The 15,168-nt window shown below is 70.6% G+C and carries 13 protein-coding genes and 1 riboswitch; of the genes, 6 read left to right on the forward strand and 7 right to left on the reverse strand.

What is annotated here, in order from left to right; translation table 11 throughout:
- Positions 1-106 precede the first annotated feature (106 nt).
- The gene (locus ACLQ2O_RS06020; RefSeq protein ID WP_425828024.1) at positions 107-439 is read left to right on the forward strand and encodes a DUF3817 domain-containing protein; all 333 of its coding nucleotides are present in this window, start codon (positions 107-109) and stop codon (positions 437-439) included.
- Position 440: 1 nt separating this feature from the next.
- Here ACLQ2O_RS06020 and ACLQ2O_RS06025 read toward each other — a convergent pair whose 3' ends face one another.
- Entirely contained in the window at positions 441-1,316 is an 876-nt protein-coding gene (locus ACLQ2O_RS06025) for a hypothetical protein (protein ID WP_425828026.1), read from the reverse strand.
- 147 nt (positions 1,317-1,463) lie between these two features.
- A riboswitch (glycine riboswitch) is annotated at positions 1,464-1,556 on the forward strand.
- A 78-nt stretch (positions 1,557-1,634) separates the two neighbouring features.
- Here ACLQ2O_RS06025 and ACLQ2O_RS06030 point away from each other — a divergent pair.
- A complete protein-coding gene (locus ACLQ2O_RS06030; RefSeq protein ID WP_425828028.1) occupies positions 1,635-3,008 on the forward strand; it encodes an L-serine ammonia-lyase in 1,374 nt (457 codons plus the stop codon).
- Positions 3,009-3,114: 106 nt separating this feature from the next.
- Positions 3,115-3,705: a hypothetical protein gene (locus ACLQ2O_RS06035; protein ID WP_425828030.1), complete on the forward strand. Its 591-nt coding sequence runs from the start codon at positions 3,115-3,117 to the stop codon at positions 3,703-3,705.
- A gap of 13 nt (positions 3,706-3,718) precedes the next feature.
- Here the strand turns inward: ACLQ2O_RS06035 and ACLQ2O_RS06040 are convergent, their stop codons facing one another.
- Complete coding sequence (locus ACLQ2O_RS06040) at positions 3,719-4,447, reverse strand: SDR family NAD(P)-dependent oxidoreductase (RefSeq protein WP_425828032.1); 729 nt, start codon at positions 4,445-4,447, stop codon at positions 3,719-3,721.
- Between the two features lie 103 nt (positions 4,448-4,550).
- On the opposite strand from ACLQ2O_RS06040, the gene ACLQ2O_RS06045 reads away from it, so the two are divergent.
- The 3 genes from ACLQ2O_RS06045 to ACLQ2O_RS06055 are packed head-to-tail and all read left to right on the forward strand — an operon-like array spanning position 4,551 to position 6,101.
- The gene (locus ACLQ2O_RS06045; protein WP_425828034.1) at positions 4,551-5,399 is read left to right on the forward strand and encodes a helix-turn-helix transcriptional regulator; all 849 of its coding nucleotides are present in this window, start codon (positions 4,551-4,553) and stop codon (positions 5,397-5,399) included.
- Positions 5,400-5,430: 31 nt separating this feature from the next.
- Complete coding sequence (locus ACLQ2O_RS06050; RefSeq protein ID WP_425828036.1) at positions 5,431-5,670, forward strand: CopG family transcriptional regulator; 240 nt, start codon at positions 5,431-5,433, stop codon at positions 5,668-5,670.
- On the forward strand, positions 5,667-6,101 hold the full coding sequence (locus tag ACLQ2O_RS06055; protein ID WP_425828038.1) for a type II toxin-antitoxin system VapC family toxin: 435 nt from the start codon (positions 5,667-5,669) through the stop codon (positions 6,099-6,101). Before ACLQ2O_RS06050 ends, ACLQ2O_RS06055 begins: the two co-directional genes overlap by 4 nt.
- 30 nt (positions 6,102-6,131) lie before the next feature.
- Here ACLQ2O_RS06055 and ACLQ2O_RS06060 read toward each other — a convergent pair whose 3' ends face one another.
- The 5 genes from ACLQ2O_RS06060 to ACLQ2O_RS06080 all read right to left on the reverse strand — a co-directional run bounded on the left by ACLQ2O_RS06060 (position 6,132) and on the right by ACLQ2O_RS06080 (position 15,133).
- A complete protein-coding gene (locus tag ACLQ2O_RS06060) occupies positions 6,132-7,079 on the reverse strand; it encodes a hypothetical protein (protein ID WP_425828040.1) in 948 nt (315 codons plus the stop codon).
- A 75-nt stretch (positions 7,080-7,154) separates the two neighbouring features.
- On the reverse strand, positions 7,155-10,490 hold the full coding sequence (gene lysX, locus ACLQ2O_RS06065; protein WP_425828042.1) for a bifunctional lysylphosphatidylglycerol synthetase/lysine--tRNA ligase LysX: 3,336 nt from the start codon (positions 10,488-10,490) through the stop codon (positions 7,155-7,157).
- Positions 10,491-10,534: 44 nt separating this feature from the next.
- Positions 10,535-11,785 carry an ROK family transcriptional regulator gene (locus ACLQ2O_RS06070; RefSeq protein ID WP_425828044.1) on the reverse strand — a complete coding sequence of 417 codons (1,251 nt, stop codon included), beginning with the start codon at positions 11,783-11,785 and terminating at the stop codon, positions 10,535-10,537.
- 159 nt (positions 11,786-11,944) lie between these two features.
- Entirely contained in the window at positions 11,945-14,869 is a 2,925-nt protein-coding gene (locus ACLQ2O_RS06075; protein WP_425828046.1) for an AAA family ATPase, read from the reverse strand.
- 72 nt (positions 14,870-14,941) lie between these two features.
- Complete coding sequence (locus ACLQ2O_RS06080) at positions 14,942-15,133, reverse strand: hypothetical protein (RefSeq protein ID WP_425828048.1); 192 nt, start codon at positions 15,131-15,133, stop codon at positions 14,942-14,944.
- Positions 15,134-15,168: the final 35 nt, after the last annotated feature.

The raw sequence follows: 15,168 nt of genomic DNA on the forward strand, positions 1-15,168 counted from the left end.
GGGAACACCGTCGATCCTTGGCGGCGAGGACCCTGACCGGCATCCGGTGAGGACCCGGAGGCATCCCGGGAGTGGGTTGGGCCGACTTGTTAGGGTCACTGGTCTGATGACCGAGACTCTTGCAGCCGTGGACGTGCCGGCTGGTTCGAAGCAGGCGCGCTGGTTCCGGGTGGTGGCGATCGCCGAGGCGATCTCGTGGACCGGGCTGCTGATCGGGATGCTGTTCAAGTACGTCCTGTCGGACAACGAGATCGGTGTCCAGATCTTCGGCCCGATCCACGGCGGCATCTTCGTCGCGTACGTGCTGACGGTCGCCGTCGTCCGCAAGCCGCTGCGCTGGACGTGGACGACGACCCTGCTTGCGCTGGCCGCGAGCATCCCGCCGCTGTTCACCTGGTTCTTCGAGCTCTGGGCAGCCCGCACCAACCGCCTCGGCTGACTCACCGGCCGCAGCCAAGGCAGGGTGGGCGCGTGCGGAGGTAGTAGCCGTACGTCGCCGCGAGCAGACCCATGCCCCAGACCAGGTAGGCCGGGACGGCGACCCAGAAGAAGGCTTCGGGCAGATCGATCTCCCCGAAGACCGGCTCGTGCCGCGCGGCCGCGACGGTCATCTGGAGCAGCCCGACCCCGAAGTACGCCGTGATCCCGGCCCCGAGCCCGCCGCCGGGGAGCAGCAGCATCCAGCGCGGGAACAGCCGTCCGGCGCGCGTCACCAGCAGGAGCGGGAGGACGGTCCCGGCGAGCACGAAGCCGGTCTCGAACAGGATCACCGCCAGGCGACCGCCGTACGGCGTACTGGCGAAGCCGACGACGGCCTGGGCTCCGAGGCGAATGAGACAGCCCGCTACGGCAACGAGGGCTCCGGCGACGGCCCACCTGGGTGTGGACGCGACTGTCGGGAGCCCGCTGCAGCGCAGGCAGGACGGGTCGAGCCGCCGCTGCCTGGCCAGGGCGGTCGCCGCGAGCAGGGCCGCGCCGGCGAGTCCGCCCAGCCGGCTGAGCATTCCGATCGGGTCGAAGGGGATGCCGAGGCCCGGCAGCACGGCGGCGACGACGTCGAGCAGGGCGAAGCCGCACACGGCGACCCAGCCGGCCGCGGCAGCCCAGGTGAGTGCGATGGTCGGCCGTGACACCGGCAGGACGACCAGGACGGCGCTCAGCGCGCAGAAGGCGAGCGACGGCCAGCGGGGGATGAGCAGGTCGTTGCCGGGCAGCTCCCAGGCCGGTGCGTGCCCGGTCGCGAACCACAACCGCACCAGCCCGTACGCCGTCGCCCAGCCGATCGCGGCGTGCGGTGCCCACCGCAAGGTCCTCATGTCCTCAGCTTCCGGGTCCGGTGCCCGAAAGGGATCCCCCGCGCGAGGGAAGCAGCTCCCTCGGTGGAATGAGCGCACGGGAACAGGCGGATTGACGCGCGGTGCGAGCGCGTCGTACCGTCGCGGTCGTCAGCAGCACGCGCCGCATGAACCCGTGCGGGAGAGACCCGGGCCCGACCCGGGCGCCGTAGGAGCAACTCTCCCCAAGAATCTCTCAGGCACCCTCACCGCACGGGCGAGGCACCTCTGGAAGGCAGCACGCCCAACAGAGCGGGGAGGCACACCGATCGGTCAACGTCGACCGGAAGGAACCTCCAGATGGCGATCAGCGTTTTCGACCTGTTCAGTATCGGGATCGGCCCGTCGAGCTCCCACACCGTGGGACCGATGCGCGCGGCCCGGACCTTCGCCGCCGGCCTCGCCGCCGACGGCCTGCTCACCCGGACGACGGCCGTCGAGTCGCAGCTGTTCGGCTCGCTCGGCGCGACCGGGCACGGGCACGGCAGCAACAAGGCGGTGATGCTCGGTCTCGAGGGCGAGGCTCCCGAGACCATCGACACCCGCTCGGTCGAGGACCGGGTCTCGGCGATCCGCGCGGCGAAGACCCTGCGGCTCGGTGGCGAGCACGAGATCGCGTTCGACGAGGGCTCGCAGCTGGTGATGCACCGCCGTAAGGCGCTGCCGTACCACCCGAACGGGATGACCTTCGTGGCCCGCGACGCCGACGGCGCCGTACTGCGGGAGCGTACGTACTACTCGGTCGGTGGCGGCTTCGTCGTCGACGAGGACGCGGCGGCCGGCGACCGGATCGTGCCGGACCGGACGCCGCTGAAGTACCCGTTCCTGTCCGGCGCCGAGCTGCTCGACCGCTGCCGCGAGTCGGGGCTGCCGATCAGCGAGGTGATGCTCGCCAACGAGCTCGCCTGGCGGACCGAGCCCGAGATCCGCGAAGGCCTGCTGCACATCTGGCAGGTGATGCAGGACTGCGTCGACGAAGGCTGCGAGACCGAGGGGGTGCTGCCGGGTGGCCTGAAGGTGCCGCGGCGGGCGCACGGTCTGCACCAGAAGCTGAGCGGCGACAAGTGGTCGGTCGACCCGCTCAAGGTGATGGACTGGGTGAACCTGTTCGCGCTCGCCGTGAACGAGCAGAACGCCTCCGGCGGCCGGATCGTCACCGCGCCGACGAACGGTGCCGCGGGCATCATTCCCGCCGTGCTGCACTACTACCGCCGGTTCGTGCCGGGCGCGACCGAGGACGGAGTCGTACGGTTCCTGCTGGCGGCCGCCGCGATCGGCGTGCTCTACAAGGAGAACGCGTCGATCTCCGGCGCCGAGGTCGGCTGCCAGGGCGAGGTCGGGTCGGCCTGCTCGATGGCCGCGGCCGGGCTGTGCGAGGTGCTCGGCGGGACCCCGGAGCAGGTCGAGAACGCGGCGGAGATCGCGATGGAGCACAACCTCGGCCTGACCTGCGACCCGGTCGGCGGGCTGGTCCAGATCCCGTGCATCGAGCGGAACGCGATGGCGGCGGTGAAGGCGATCAACGCCGCCCGGATGGCGATGCACGGCGACGGCGTGCACGTGGTCACGCTGGACAAGGTGATCAAGACGATGCGCGAGACGGGCGCGGACATGAAGGTCAAGTACAAGGAGACCTCACGAGGCGGCCTCGCCGTCAACGTGATCGAGTGCTGACTGGTCACCACGCGGTTGCTCAGTGTCGCGACGGGTTGCAGTTTGCGGTGAATATCGTTCCAAGACCTGTTTGAAACATGTGAATACCCGCTACTGTGCCGGAACTGTGAGTCTGTTCTCTGAGGAAGAACAGGCAGCACCGCGCCGGACCCCGCTGAGGAGCAAGAGGGTCCGCCGTACCGCCGCCTGCATCGCCCTGCCCATCGGCCTGTACGCCGCCCTGGCTGTCGTGGGCCTGCTGCCGCTGCCCGGCACAGGTGACCCCGACACGGTCACGCCGGTGGCCGGCCTGCCGATCGTCGGCCCGGTCGACAAGAACTACCCGTACGTCGAGGGAGCCCCGCGGCCGGTGGTGACCCCGACCCCGCCGCTCTCGTCGGAGTCGCACGGGGACGGTTGGGGCGACGTCCAGCTGGACGGTCGCGGGGGTGAGGCGGGACGCCCGACGCCGGGTGCGCCCGCGACGCCGGGGCCGGCCGAGGAGCGGGTACGCCGGCCGGGGGCGACAGTGACGGCCACGCCGCACGCGACGCCGACCCCCACCGAGCGGACGGCCTCCCCGACTCCTCCGCCTCCGCCGGAGAGCCCGACACCGAGCCCGACCGGTACGCCGCCGACGCCGCCGGTCACCGACGACCACCCGGACCCGGGCCTGGTCGACCAGCTGTTCGGCTGGCTCGACGCACTGGTGCCGTAGTACGTCGTACGGGCTACCAGGCCACCGGGCCGTGGATGCTCAGGTACTGACCCGTCGGGCCGTCCTTGGCGACCGTCGCCGCCTGGACGATGATCGCGGCGCCTTCCTCGACCGTCTGGGTACCGCGGTGGCCGTTGAAGTCGGTGGCGGTGAAGCCCGGGTCGACGGTGTTGATCCGGAAGTCCGGCAGCAGGTAGGCGAACTGTGCGGTGAGCATGTTGAGCGCGGCCTTCGACGCGGCGTAGCCCGGGACCGGGATCCAGGACTGCACCGGCGACTCGCCGTCGAACGGCACCCCGGCGATCGAGCCGAGCCCGCTGCTGACGTTCACCACCACCGCGTGCTCACTCTTCGTCAGCAGTGGCAGGAACGCGTGCAGCACCTGCGCGGCGCCGAAGACGTTGGTCTCGAACACCGTCCGGAGCGTCTCCGCTGTCACCTCCGTCGCGGTCGACGGATGGCCCGGGATCCCGGCGGCGTTCACGTGCCCGGGGATGCCCGCGTTGTTGACGAGCACGTCGAGCCGGCCCTCCTCGGCCTCGATCTGCTCAGCCGCCGCACGGATCGACGAGGGGTCGGTGACGTCGATCCGCACGGTCCGCGCGCCGAGCTCGCCGGCGGCCTTGCGGCCCTTCTCGAGGTCGCGCGCCCCGACGTACACGGTGTGGCCGAGGGCAACGAGTTCACGGGCGGTCTGGAACCCGAGGCTCTTGTTGGCCCCGGTGATGAGTGTGATGGTCATGCCGTCGACTCTGCCGTGTCCCAGGCAGGACAGGCAGTACCCCGAACAGCCTGGGGAACGGCAGTACCAGGCTGTTCAGGCCCGGGCCCGCGATACTGAAGACGTGTCCGAACTCGGCAAGACCCTGCACGCCTGGCGCGACCGGGTGAGCCCGGCCGAGGCCGGCCTGCCCGCGAACGGCGTACGACGGGCGCCCGGGCTGCGGCGCGAGGAGCTCGCGCTGCTCGCCGGGCTGTCGGTCGACTACGTCGTACGGCTGGAGCAGGGGCGGTCCTCCTCGCCGTCGCCGCAGGTCCTGATCGCGCTCGCCCGCGCGCTCCGGCTGGACGACGCGGAGCGTGACCACCTGTTCGTGCTGGCCGGCCAGGCGCCACCCGCGCCGGGGCGGATCTCGACGTACATCCCGCCCGGTGTCCAGCGCCTGGTGGACCAGCTCGACGGCGCTCCGCTGAGCGTGGCCGACGCCTCCTGGACGATGATCAGCTGGAACCATCTGTGGGCGGCGATGCTCGGCGACCCGTCCGGCCTGCGCGGCCGGCAGCGCAACATCGTCTGGCGCCGCTTCGCCGGCGACCAGGACTTCCCGGAGGGCTACGGCCGGGTCCGGCAGACCCCCGAGCAGGCCGAGCGGTTCAAGATCGCGATGATCACCGACCTGCGCGCCGCCGTCACCCGCTACCCCAAGGACCCCGACCTGCATTCGCTGGTCACCGACCTGCGCGCCGTCAGCGAGGAGTTCGCCACCGCCTGGGACGACCACCAGATCGCCTTCCACGGCTCCGACCACAAAACCATCGAGCACCCCGACCTCGGCCCGATCGTGCTCGACTGCGACGTCCTCACCGTCCCCGGCAGCGACCTGCGCATCGTCGTCTACACCGCCCCACCCAACTCCGAAGCCGCCGAAAAACTCAAGCTCCTCGCGGTGATCGGCCTGCAGTCACTCGCGTGAGGTGTACCGGTACGTGTGTACACGTTGGTACATGTCGATGAAGCGGACCAACGTGTACGCCGATCCGGAGGATCTTGCCCTGATCACGCAGGCCGCCGAGCGACGCGGCGTACCTGAGGCCGAGATCATCCGGGAGGGGATCCACCTCGCCGCGATGGCGAACCGGGTCTGGGACGAGCCGCTCGACTGGCCGACCTTCGACGGTCCGGGCTGGGTGGCCGACAAGGAAGAGGTGCGGGCCGCGGTCGTCCGTCGTACCGACGACCGGTGATCGTTGTCGCCGACACCTCGGGGATCATCGCAGCGTTCGACCGCAACGCGGCCGAGGCCGACGACTGCCGGAACGTGCTGCAGGAAGCCGGCACGGTGATTCTGTCGCCGCTGGTGCTCGCCGAGGTGGACCACTTGGCTCGTGCTCGGCTCGGGTCGACGGCCCGGACAGCGATCCTCGGTCTGCTGATGGACCAGGTTCGGCGTCTGCGTTTCCAGGTACCGGAGGTCGGAGCCGAGATTCTCGACACCGCGGCAGCGGTCATGCGCCGGTACGAGGACCTCGACCTGGACCTCGCGGACGCGGTGACGGTCGCGCTGGCGGTGGAGTACCGGACCGACAGTGTGCTGACGCTCGCTCGGCGCGACTTCCGGGCGATCCGTCCGCTCACTCCGCACGTCGCCTTCCGCTTGTTGCCCGACGACCTGTAGGTCAGCGTGAGCTGACCTACGGTCACTCGCCTAGAACGCGTCCACGTCGCTGGTTGAGGCGTTGCCGAGGACGGTGGGCTGGAGGTCGATCTTCCAGCCCTCGTTGCGGCCGAAGCCCTCGTCGAACTTGGAGAAGCTGCAACCGGCGCTGAACTGGCGGCGCTTGGGGTTCCAGTCGGTGCCGCTCTTGAAGTAGACGTGGTACTTGCCGCCGATCCGGCTGATCGTCGCGGTCTTCTTGGCCTGCACGTAGACCAGCAGGTGCGGCTTGCTCGGCGGCTTGCCGTCGGTGACGATCGCGATCGCGACGTCCTCGGTCGTCCCGTTCGTCACCTGCAGGCGGCCCGAGCCGCGCGCGCCGGAGCGGAGCAGGACGTCGCCGTTCGACGGGCGCTGTTCGGCCGGCTCAGGCCCGAGGTTCGGCAGCGTCGTACCGAACTTCAGACCGAAGCGCCCGAGCGGGGCGATCGCCCCGGTCAGGTCGGTCCTGAGCTTTCGTTGCACGTTCTGCGAGGTGTAGACGACGCCGCCGCACTTCGCGTTCGTGTCGACGTCGTCGGACTGCGGACCGGTCAGCGACGAGGCCGCCGCGCGGAGCCGGGTCTGCAGCGTCTTGTGCGCGGCCGCGATGTTCGGCTGGACCTTGAGCAGGGCCAGCTCGGCGGCGGTCGAGTTCAGCGACTCGGCCAGCGCGTCCATCGCGTCGGCGAGGTTGTCCGCCGACTTCGCGCCGGTCAGCCCGCGCAGATCGGTCGCGATCTGCTGGTCGAGCTTCGCCAGGTTCGCCTGGTACTGCGCACCGGTGAGCGGCCCCGCCGGTTTCGACGGTGGCGGCGGCGGAGGCGCCGGCGCGCTGGGCGTCGGTGTCGTCGTCACCGCCGACGGACTCGGATCGGCGTCCGGCGCCGAACTGTCCCCGCACGCTGCCGCCGTACCGAGCAGTGCCACCCCGAGCACCACAGAGACCAGCTTGTTCATCGTCCCGCCCCCAGGCCCCTAGAACCCCTTGTAGCCAAAAGCGTAGGGGCGATCCGAGTCTGCCGCGACCCGGACTCAGCTTCGCGGTGCCGGGCGCACGAACGGGAACGCCAGCGTGGCCCGGATGTTCTGCCCGGTCAGCATCATCACGATCCGGTCGACGCCCAGCCCGAGCCCGCCGGTCGGCGGCAGCGCGTACTCCAGCGCGGCCAGGAAGTCCTCGTCCAGCGACATCGCCTCGGGGTCGCCGGCGGCGGCCTTCAGCGACTGCTCGGTGAGCCGGCGGCGCTGCTCGACCGGGTCCACGAGCTCCGAGTACGCCGTACCGATCTCGGCGCCGAAGGCGACCAGGTCCCAGCGCTCGGCCAGCCGCGGGTCGGTCCGGTGCGCGCGGGTCAGCGGCGACGTCTCGAGTGGGAAGTCGGTGTAGAAGGTCGGCAGCGTGGTGTGCGGTTCGACCAGTTCGTCGTACAGCTCGAGGACGAGCTCGCCGGCGGACAGCTCGAAGCCTGCCCGTACGCCGTGCTCGGCGCACAGCGAACGCAGCCGCGCGACCGGCGTACCGGCATCCAGGTCGACCCCCGTCGCCCGGCTGACCGCTTCGTGCACAGTGACGACCGGCCAGTCGCCGGAGATGTCGAGCTCCTCGCCGTCGCGCTGGACGACGGGCTTGCCGAACACCGCCGTCGCGGTCTCCAGCAGCAGCTCGCGGGTCAGCTCGCGCATCACGTGGTAGTCGGCGTACGGCTGGTAGGCCTCGACCGACGTGAACTCCGGGTTGTGCGTCGCGTCCGCGCCTTCGTTGCGGAAGTTGCGGTTCAGCTCGAAGATCTTGCCCAGCCCACCGACCCCGAGCCGCTTCAGGAACAGCTCCGGCGCGATCCGCAGGAACAGCTCGGTGTCGTAGGCGTTGATGTGCGTGACGAACGGCCGCGCGTTCGCGCCACCGTGCACGGCCTGCAGCATCGGCGTCTCGACCTCGGTGAAGCCCCGCGTCTCTAATCCCTGCCGCAAAGCCCGTACGGCGGTACTGCGGTGCCGCAGCATCCGCAGCGACTCCGGGTTCATCACCAGGTCGAGGTGCCGCTGCCTGACGCGCGCTTCAGGATCGGTGAACCCCTTGCGCTTGTCGGGCAACGGGTGCAGGCACTTGGCCGCCATCGTCCACCCGGTCGCGGCGACGGACAGCTCGCCGCGGCGGCTCGTCACGACCTCGCCGGTGACGCTGACGTGGTCGCCGATGTCGACCCATCGGTTCCAGGACTTCAGGTCGTCGGTGATCATCACCTGCAGCTGCGCCAGGCCGTCCTGCAGCTCGGCGAACGCCAGGCCGCCGTGGTTGCGCAGCCGGACGACGCGGCCGGTGACCGAGACCTCGTGGCCGGTGCGGTGATCAGCGGGAAGGTTCTGGTGCAGCGCACGGATCCGTTCCAGGGTTTCGGTTCGCGGCACGGTGACCGGGTAGGGGTCGATGCCTGCGGCAACCATTTCGGCGAGCTTGGTACGCCGTACGTGCTCCTGCTCGGTGAGCTTGCGGTCCGGCAGCGCGGGCCGGAGCAGCTCGTTCTCCAGCTCCCGCACGGTGTCCGCGAACTCGCCGCTGTCGCCGACGGTGATCGCGTGCCGGTCCGTGCTGGTCGACGCGTCGACGCGGGTCCACGGCCTGGGTGCGGGCAGGAACCCTTCGGCAGTCCCGGCCGCGAGCAGGACCTGCGCGAGCGAGGCGCCGCGCGAGTAGCAGATCAGCCGGGGCGACCAGCGGGGCAGGTACTTCTCGTTGGACTGGTACAGGCTCTCCAGCTGCCAGAAGCGCGATGCAGCGGTCAGTAACGCGTTGGTCAGCCGCAGGACCGGTCCCGCACCGACGCGTTCGGCGTCGCTGAAGATCTCCCGGAACATCGCGAAGTTCAGCGAGATCCGGTGCACGCCGAGGTCGCCGCAGGCGTCGACCAGCGCGGCCACCATGAACTCCATCAGCCCGTTCACCGAGTCGGGATCGCGGCGCATCAGGTCGAGCGACACCCCGCGCACACCCCACGGCGCGAACGACAGCAACCCCCGGACGGCGCCTTCGGCGTCCCGCGCGACGACCATCACGCAGCGCGCGTCGGCGGCGTCGCCGAGCCTGCCGAGCGCCATCGAGAACCCGCGCTCGGTTCTTGCCCCGCGCCACCGTTCGGCCAGTTCGACGTACCGCGCGAGGTCCTCGGCGGGAAGGTCGCCGTGCCGGACGACCTGCGCGTGGTACCCGGCCCGCTGGGCGCGAGTGACGGCCTGCCGGACCGGCCGCATCGTCCGGCCCTCGAGGGTGAAGTCGGCGACGTCGATGATCGCCTCGTCGCCCATCGCGAGCGCCCGCAGCCCGGCGTCGACGTACGCGTGGGCAGCCTCTTCACCGGCCGACAGTACTGCGGGGGACCAGCCGTACGACTGCGTCTCGGTCAGCCAGGTCTTGATCGCGGCCGGCCAGGCCGCCGGGTCGCCGAGCGGGTCGCCGCTGGCCAGGCTGACGCCGTTGACCACACGGTACGCGATCGCGGCGTCGCGGTCGGGGGAGAAGACGACGGCCTTGTCGCGGCGGGTCGCGAAGTAGCCGAGGCTGTCGCGTTCGCCGTACTGGAGGAGGAGGCGGCGGACCTCGAGCTCCTCGGGCTGGCTCAGGTAACGGACCCGGCGGACCGAACGGAGGAAGATCCAGAACGCGATCACCAGTGTCGCCGCGGACAGGAAGCCGACGGTCAGCCCGACCCAGGTGTGGCCCTCGTGCCCCGACCCCATCCGGGCCCGGCTCTGCCCGAACGCGGCGAAGACGGCCCAGCCGATCTTCTCCTTCTGGCCCTGCAGGGAGTGCGGGAAGAGCTGGGTCAGCGTGATGCTGACCGCGATCGAGATCAGCAGGCCGGCGACCATCGCACCGATCGCCAGCCGCCGGCTGCCCGGCGCGAGCCGCGCGGGGAAGCTGTCCCGGATCTTCCACAGCAGCACGATCATCAGCACCGGTACGACGACCCGCGCGATACCGAGCTCGAGATCCTCGTACGACGCCCGCCCGAACTCCGCGATCAGGTCGGGATCGTTCGGGTTCGCGATCTGCACGCTGATGAAGCCGAGCGCGGCGATCGAGGTGATCAGCGTCAGGCCCTCGAACACCCACAGCACCCACAGCAGCGCGGCCCGCTTGCCGCGCAGCAACGCGCTGCCGACCACCGCGAGGTACACCGCCGACAGGAACGTGTGCCCGGCCGGGATCCCGGCGAAGTCGATCACCGCTTCGACGTGCTTGACCACCTCGGGCGCGGCCAGGTGCAAGGGCACCGCGACGAACGACCAGACGGCGGCCATGACGACCACTCGCCCGACCCACACCGCCGCCCGCTGCCGCCACTTCGGGACGGCTTGCTGCCCTGACACGCAGTGATCATCCCACTGCCGCATCACAACGGCGTGAGGACCGCTTATGCAGTAGTGGTCAGCGCCGGGGTGGGGAGCTTGCGCTGCCAGACCTCGTCCAGCGCCATCCGCATGGCACCGGTGACGACCGCGTCCTCGGCCAGGGCGGACAGCTCCAGCTTCGGGTGGTTGAGGGTGAGCAGGCGCAGCTGGTCGGAGATGGCGTCCAGGAGGACCGCACCGGCCCGGGCGACACCGCCACCGATGACCACGGCAGTGGGGTCGAGCACCAGTACGGCGGGAGCCAGCGCCCGGGCGAAGTCGCGGGCGACCTGCTGCACGACGGCCTGGGCCACCGGGTCGCGCTCAGCGGCCGCGGCGAACACGTCTGCCGTGTCGAGCTGCTCGCGGCCGAGCTCGGCCAGGCGGGACTCCGGATTGTCGAGCACAGCCTGCCGGCCGAGGGCCGCGATCGCCTCGGAGCCGACCGCACGCTCCAGCGGCCCGCGGCTGTCCTCGGGGTTGATCACGTCGTCCGGTGCGGTGGCGATGAAGCCGATCTCACCGGCCGCGCCTGTCCCGCGGTGCAGCCGGCCGTCGATCACGATGCCGGCGCCGAGCCGCTCACCCCACTGGACGGCGAGCAGCGTGCCGGTACCGCCGCGGGCCGCGGCGATCGCCAGGGCGGCCAGGTTGGCGTCGTTGTCGAGCATGACCGGGCAGTCGAGCAAAGAGCGCACGTGCTTGACCAGGTCGATCGAGGACCAGCCCGGCACGGACGGGACCAGCTGGACCCGCCCGGTGTGCTCGTCCACGATGCCCGGGCTCGCGGCGACAGCGGCCGCGATGTCCTCGGCCGGGACCTCCGCCTCGGCCAGCGCCTCGGTGATCACCTCGCTGATCACGCCGAGCAGCTCCTGGGCCGTCCAGCCCGGTCCTGACCGTCGTACGAGGGAGAGCTTGCGGCCGGCCAGGTCGGAGACGCCGACGGTGACCCGGTGCGGTCCGACGTCGAGGCCGAGCACCGGCGCCGCGCGACCTCGCAGCGACACCCGGATCGCCGGCCGCCCCAGCGAGCGGTCCGCCGAGTCCGGCCCGTGCTGCTGCAGCCAGCCCGCGTCCAGCAGTTCGTCGACCGCCTGCGCGACGGTCGGTCTGGCCAGACCGGTCCGCTCGACCAGCTCCGCCACGCGCAGCGGTGCGGGTGCCGAGCGCCGGACAGCGTCCAGCACCGCGGCGACGTTGATCCGCCGCAGCATCGTCGTACCGCCGCCGCCGACCGTTCCCTTGCCCATGTCCGACCCCTTGCCTGCCACTCGCCCATCCTATATAGAAAGCGAGCGTTCATAAATTATCCAGCGGAATACCGCGCGCCGCTCGGCCCCCGGCGTGGGCGGTCACCCCGGAGTTTCGGTGCCACGACAACTATCACTGACCGGCCGTGACACGCCCGAGCACACGCGCGCCGCCCGGGATCAGTCCTGCAACACCGTCCGCGCGAAACTGCTGAGCGCCTCCCGGTCCGGCTGCCGGGTCTTGGTCATCAAACTCGCCACGTGCTTCTCCACGGTACGGGGAGAGATGTGCAAGCGCGACGCGATCGACTTGTTGCCGATCCGGTCGACGAGCAGCAAGCAGACCTCGTACTCGCGCGAGGTGACCCCGAGCTTGCGCAGGTTGGGTGGCACCTGCTCGGATCCGCTGCGTCGTTGCGGGACGGTCTCGCCCCACTGGCGCAACTGACTGCGGCAGGCACTGGCAACCGGGGCGATCTCTGCCTGGTGGAACCAGTTCTCGGCCTGCCGCAGCCACTCGACCGGGGTTCCCCAGCCGTCGTTCCAGGCCGCCTCTGCGACCAGCCGCAGACCGAGGTGCCGGGCCATCGGATAGATCTCCGACGTCATCAGCGACTCGGCGACCTCCTGTGCCGCCTCGTCGCCCTGGCCGGCCCGGCCGAGCAGGATGGCGCGCGACAGATGCACGAACTGCTTGTTCCACCGCATCCTGCTGGCCGACGTGGCGCTGACAACCTCGAGGTGCTCCCAGCCGTTCCGGCCCGACAGCACGCCGAGCAGCAGGCCGACACCGTTCTTGCCCGAGGTGTGGAAGGTGGTCGGGTTCTGCGCGTCGTAAGCCAGCGCCTGTGCCATCTCGGACTCGGCCAGTTCCCGGTTCTCCTCGAGCAGAGCGCAGAAGGTCCGGGCCAGGCCGTAGGAGTAGGGCAGCTCGTACGACGCCCGCTCGCCGCCCCAGGACGAGGCTTCGGCCAGTGTCGACTCCATCGCGCCGCGGTGACCTTGATGCGCTTCGAGCATGGCCTTCGTGGCCAGGAAGTAGGTCGCCGACCGCCCGATCCGAACCCGGCGGGTGAAGTCCAGGCACTCGTCGATGAGCCGGCCTGCCCGCTCGTGCTCCGAGCGCATCACCAGCGCCTGCGCGATGGTGCCGTCCACCTCGTAGGCCAGGGAGATCGCTCCGATCCCCATCGCCTGCTGGCGCGCGCGCTCGAGCTCGACGAGGCTCCCGGTCGCCAGCAGGATCGAGCCCGCCTGGAAGATGTGCGAGCAGACGCGTTGGAAGGTCAGGTTGTTCACCTCGGCGACCTGGCGCGCCCGGTGGAAGTAGTCGATCGACCGATCCAGGTCCTTCTCCCGGGAGAGGATGCCCAGCAGTTGCAGGGCGTCGCAGGCCACGGCAGGCAGGTCGGCGCGCTCGGCCGCCTCCGCGGCCCGCGAGGCCAGCTCGGTGGCGGACTTGATCCGGCCGGGGCTGGTTCGTGCCAGTTCGAGGTGCGCGGCGATCGCGTCGACGGGGGCGAAGTCGGCGTCACCCGCATTGCTGCCGAGCAAGGACCGGGCCGTGGCGACATGGGTCAGCGCGGCAGCCCACCGGCCGGCCATGTGCTCGAAGTTCGCCAGCTGCACGTACAGCGAGGCGACCTTGCGGCTGTCCAGGTTGCGGTACGCCATCTGCTCGATCGTGGCCACGTGGGCCGCGCTGTTCTCGAACTGGCCGGTCTCGCTCAGGGCGATCAGCAACGAGCCGAGGATGTCGGCGCGGTGGCCGGTGTCGGGGTCGGACTCGAGCAGCTCGGTCGCCCGCTCCAGCAGCTTGACGGCCGACTCCATCGAGCCGTTGTCGAAGGAACGCTGCCCGGCAGAGGCGAACAGCCGTCCTGCGCGGAGCAGGTCACCGCCGTTCTCGGCCAGCTCGGCCACCATCGTGCACCACTCACCGGGCAGGCCGGGATGCAGTTCCTCGATCGCGTCCGCGCATCGCCGCGCCAGTTCCCCCCGTTCGGTCGGAGTGATTCCGGCGAGCAAGGCCTCGGCGGTCAGGGGGTGCCGGAAGGCGTACCAGTCGGGCACCGGCTCGTCCGGGCCGACCAGCTGGGCGGCTAGCCCGGCCCGCAAAGTTGCCAGCAGCAACCGTTCGTCGGTGTCGGTGGCCTGGCGCACGACGCTCAGAGGGAACCGGTGGCCGATCACCGCCGCGAGGACCAGGAGGTCGCGCGACTCAGGGCCCAGCTTCTCGATCCTGCTGGTGACGCTGCGCACGATCGAACCGGGGACGGCGGTACGAAGGCCTTCGACGACCTGGATGCTTCCGTTCGGGGTGGTCACCAGCTGCCCCGAACGGGTCGCCTCCTGCAGAAGCTCTTCCACCACCAGGGGAACACCCGCGCTGTCCTGCCACAGCCGGCCGACCAGGAAGTCCGGGACGTCGGTCGGGGACACCTCCAGGCAGTCGCCGATCAGCTGCCCCACCTGATCACGATCGAGCGGGCGCAGCTCGACCAGGTCGGCGGTTCCTCGCTGGGCCGCGATCTGGGCGAGCTCGCGGGCCGGGCACTCCTCCGAGCGCAGGGTCGCGACCAGCGCCACCGGGCTGTCGCCCACGCTGTCGACGAGGTACTCCAGGACAGCCAGGGTCTCCGGGTCGGCGCTGTGCAGGTCCTCCAGGACCAGCAGACATCCGTTGTCCTGACCGACGAGCTCGAGCAACCGGAGCACTGCCTCGCCAAGGATGACCGGCGACACTGCCGCCTGCGGCGTGGCCGCGTCGCTCCAGTCGGGGATCACTCGGCCGAGCACTTGACGGTAGGCACCCAGTCCGTCCGGCGAGGGCATCTCACCGCGGCGAATCAGCGACAGGAACGCTTCCGTGAAAGGCCGAAAGGGCACTAGAGTACCGAGCGCACCGACACGGCCACGCAAGGTGACCATGCCGGTGTCGAGCGCGATCGTGGTGGCGACAGCGGACAGGCGGCTCTTGCCGATGCCGGGTTCGCCGACAAGGAAAGCCGCGCCGCCGCGGCCTTCACGCGTCGCGGTCAGCAGGTGCTGGAGATGGTCGATCTCCCCGTCCCTGCCGACCAGGTGTGACGCGCGGGTCTGCATGCTTGCCAACTTTAACGATGGACAGGCCAGGACGCAGGGATAACGGCAGGTTCGCTCCCGGCCCGCCCTGTTTCACTGTTCCAGCGTGGGCCAGGTGCTGCACACTTCCGTGGCCGCTGCGAGTCCGACCGCACCCATCCCGACCAGACCGATCAGAGCCATGGCGCGCGAGCCGACCCGGCTGCGGGCCGGCGGGAGCGGAGCGCCGATCGGGTCGGCTTCGTCGGTCTCGGGGCGGTCGTCGTGGGCATCGTGGGCGGTCATGGTGCTCTCCTATCGGATGGGTCGGCTGATCGGCG

The sequence above is a fragment of the Kribbella sp. DT2 genome (genome assembly GCF_049844575.1).
Lineage (GTDB): Bacteria > Actinomycetota > Actinomycetes > Propionibacteriales > Kribbellaceae > Kribbella.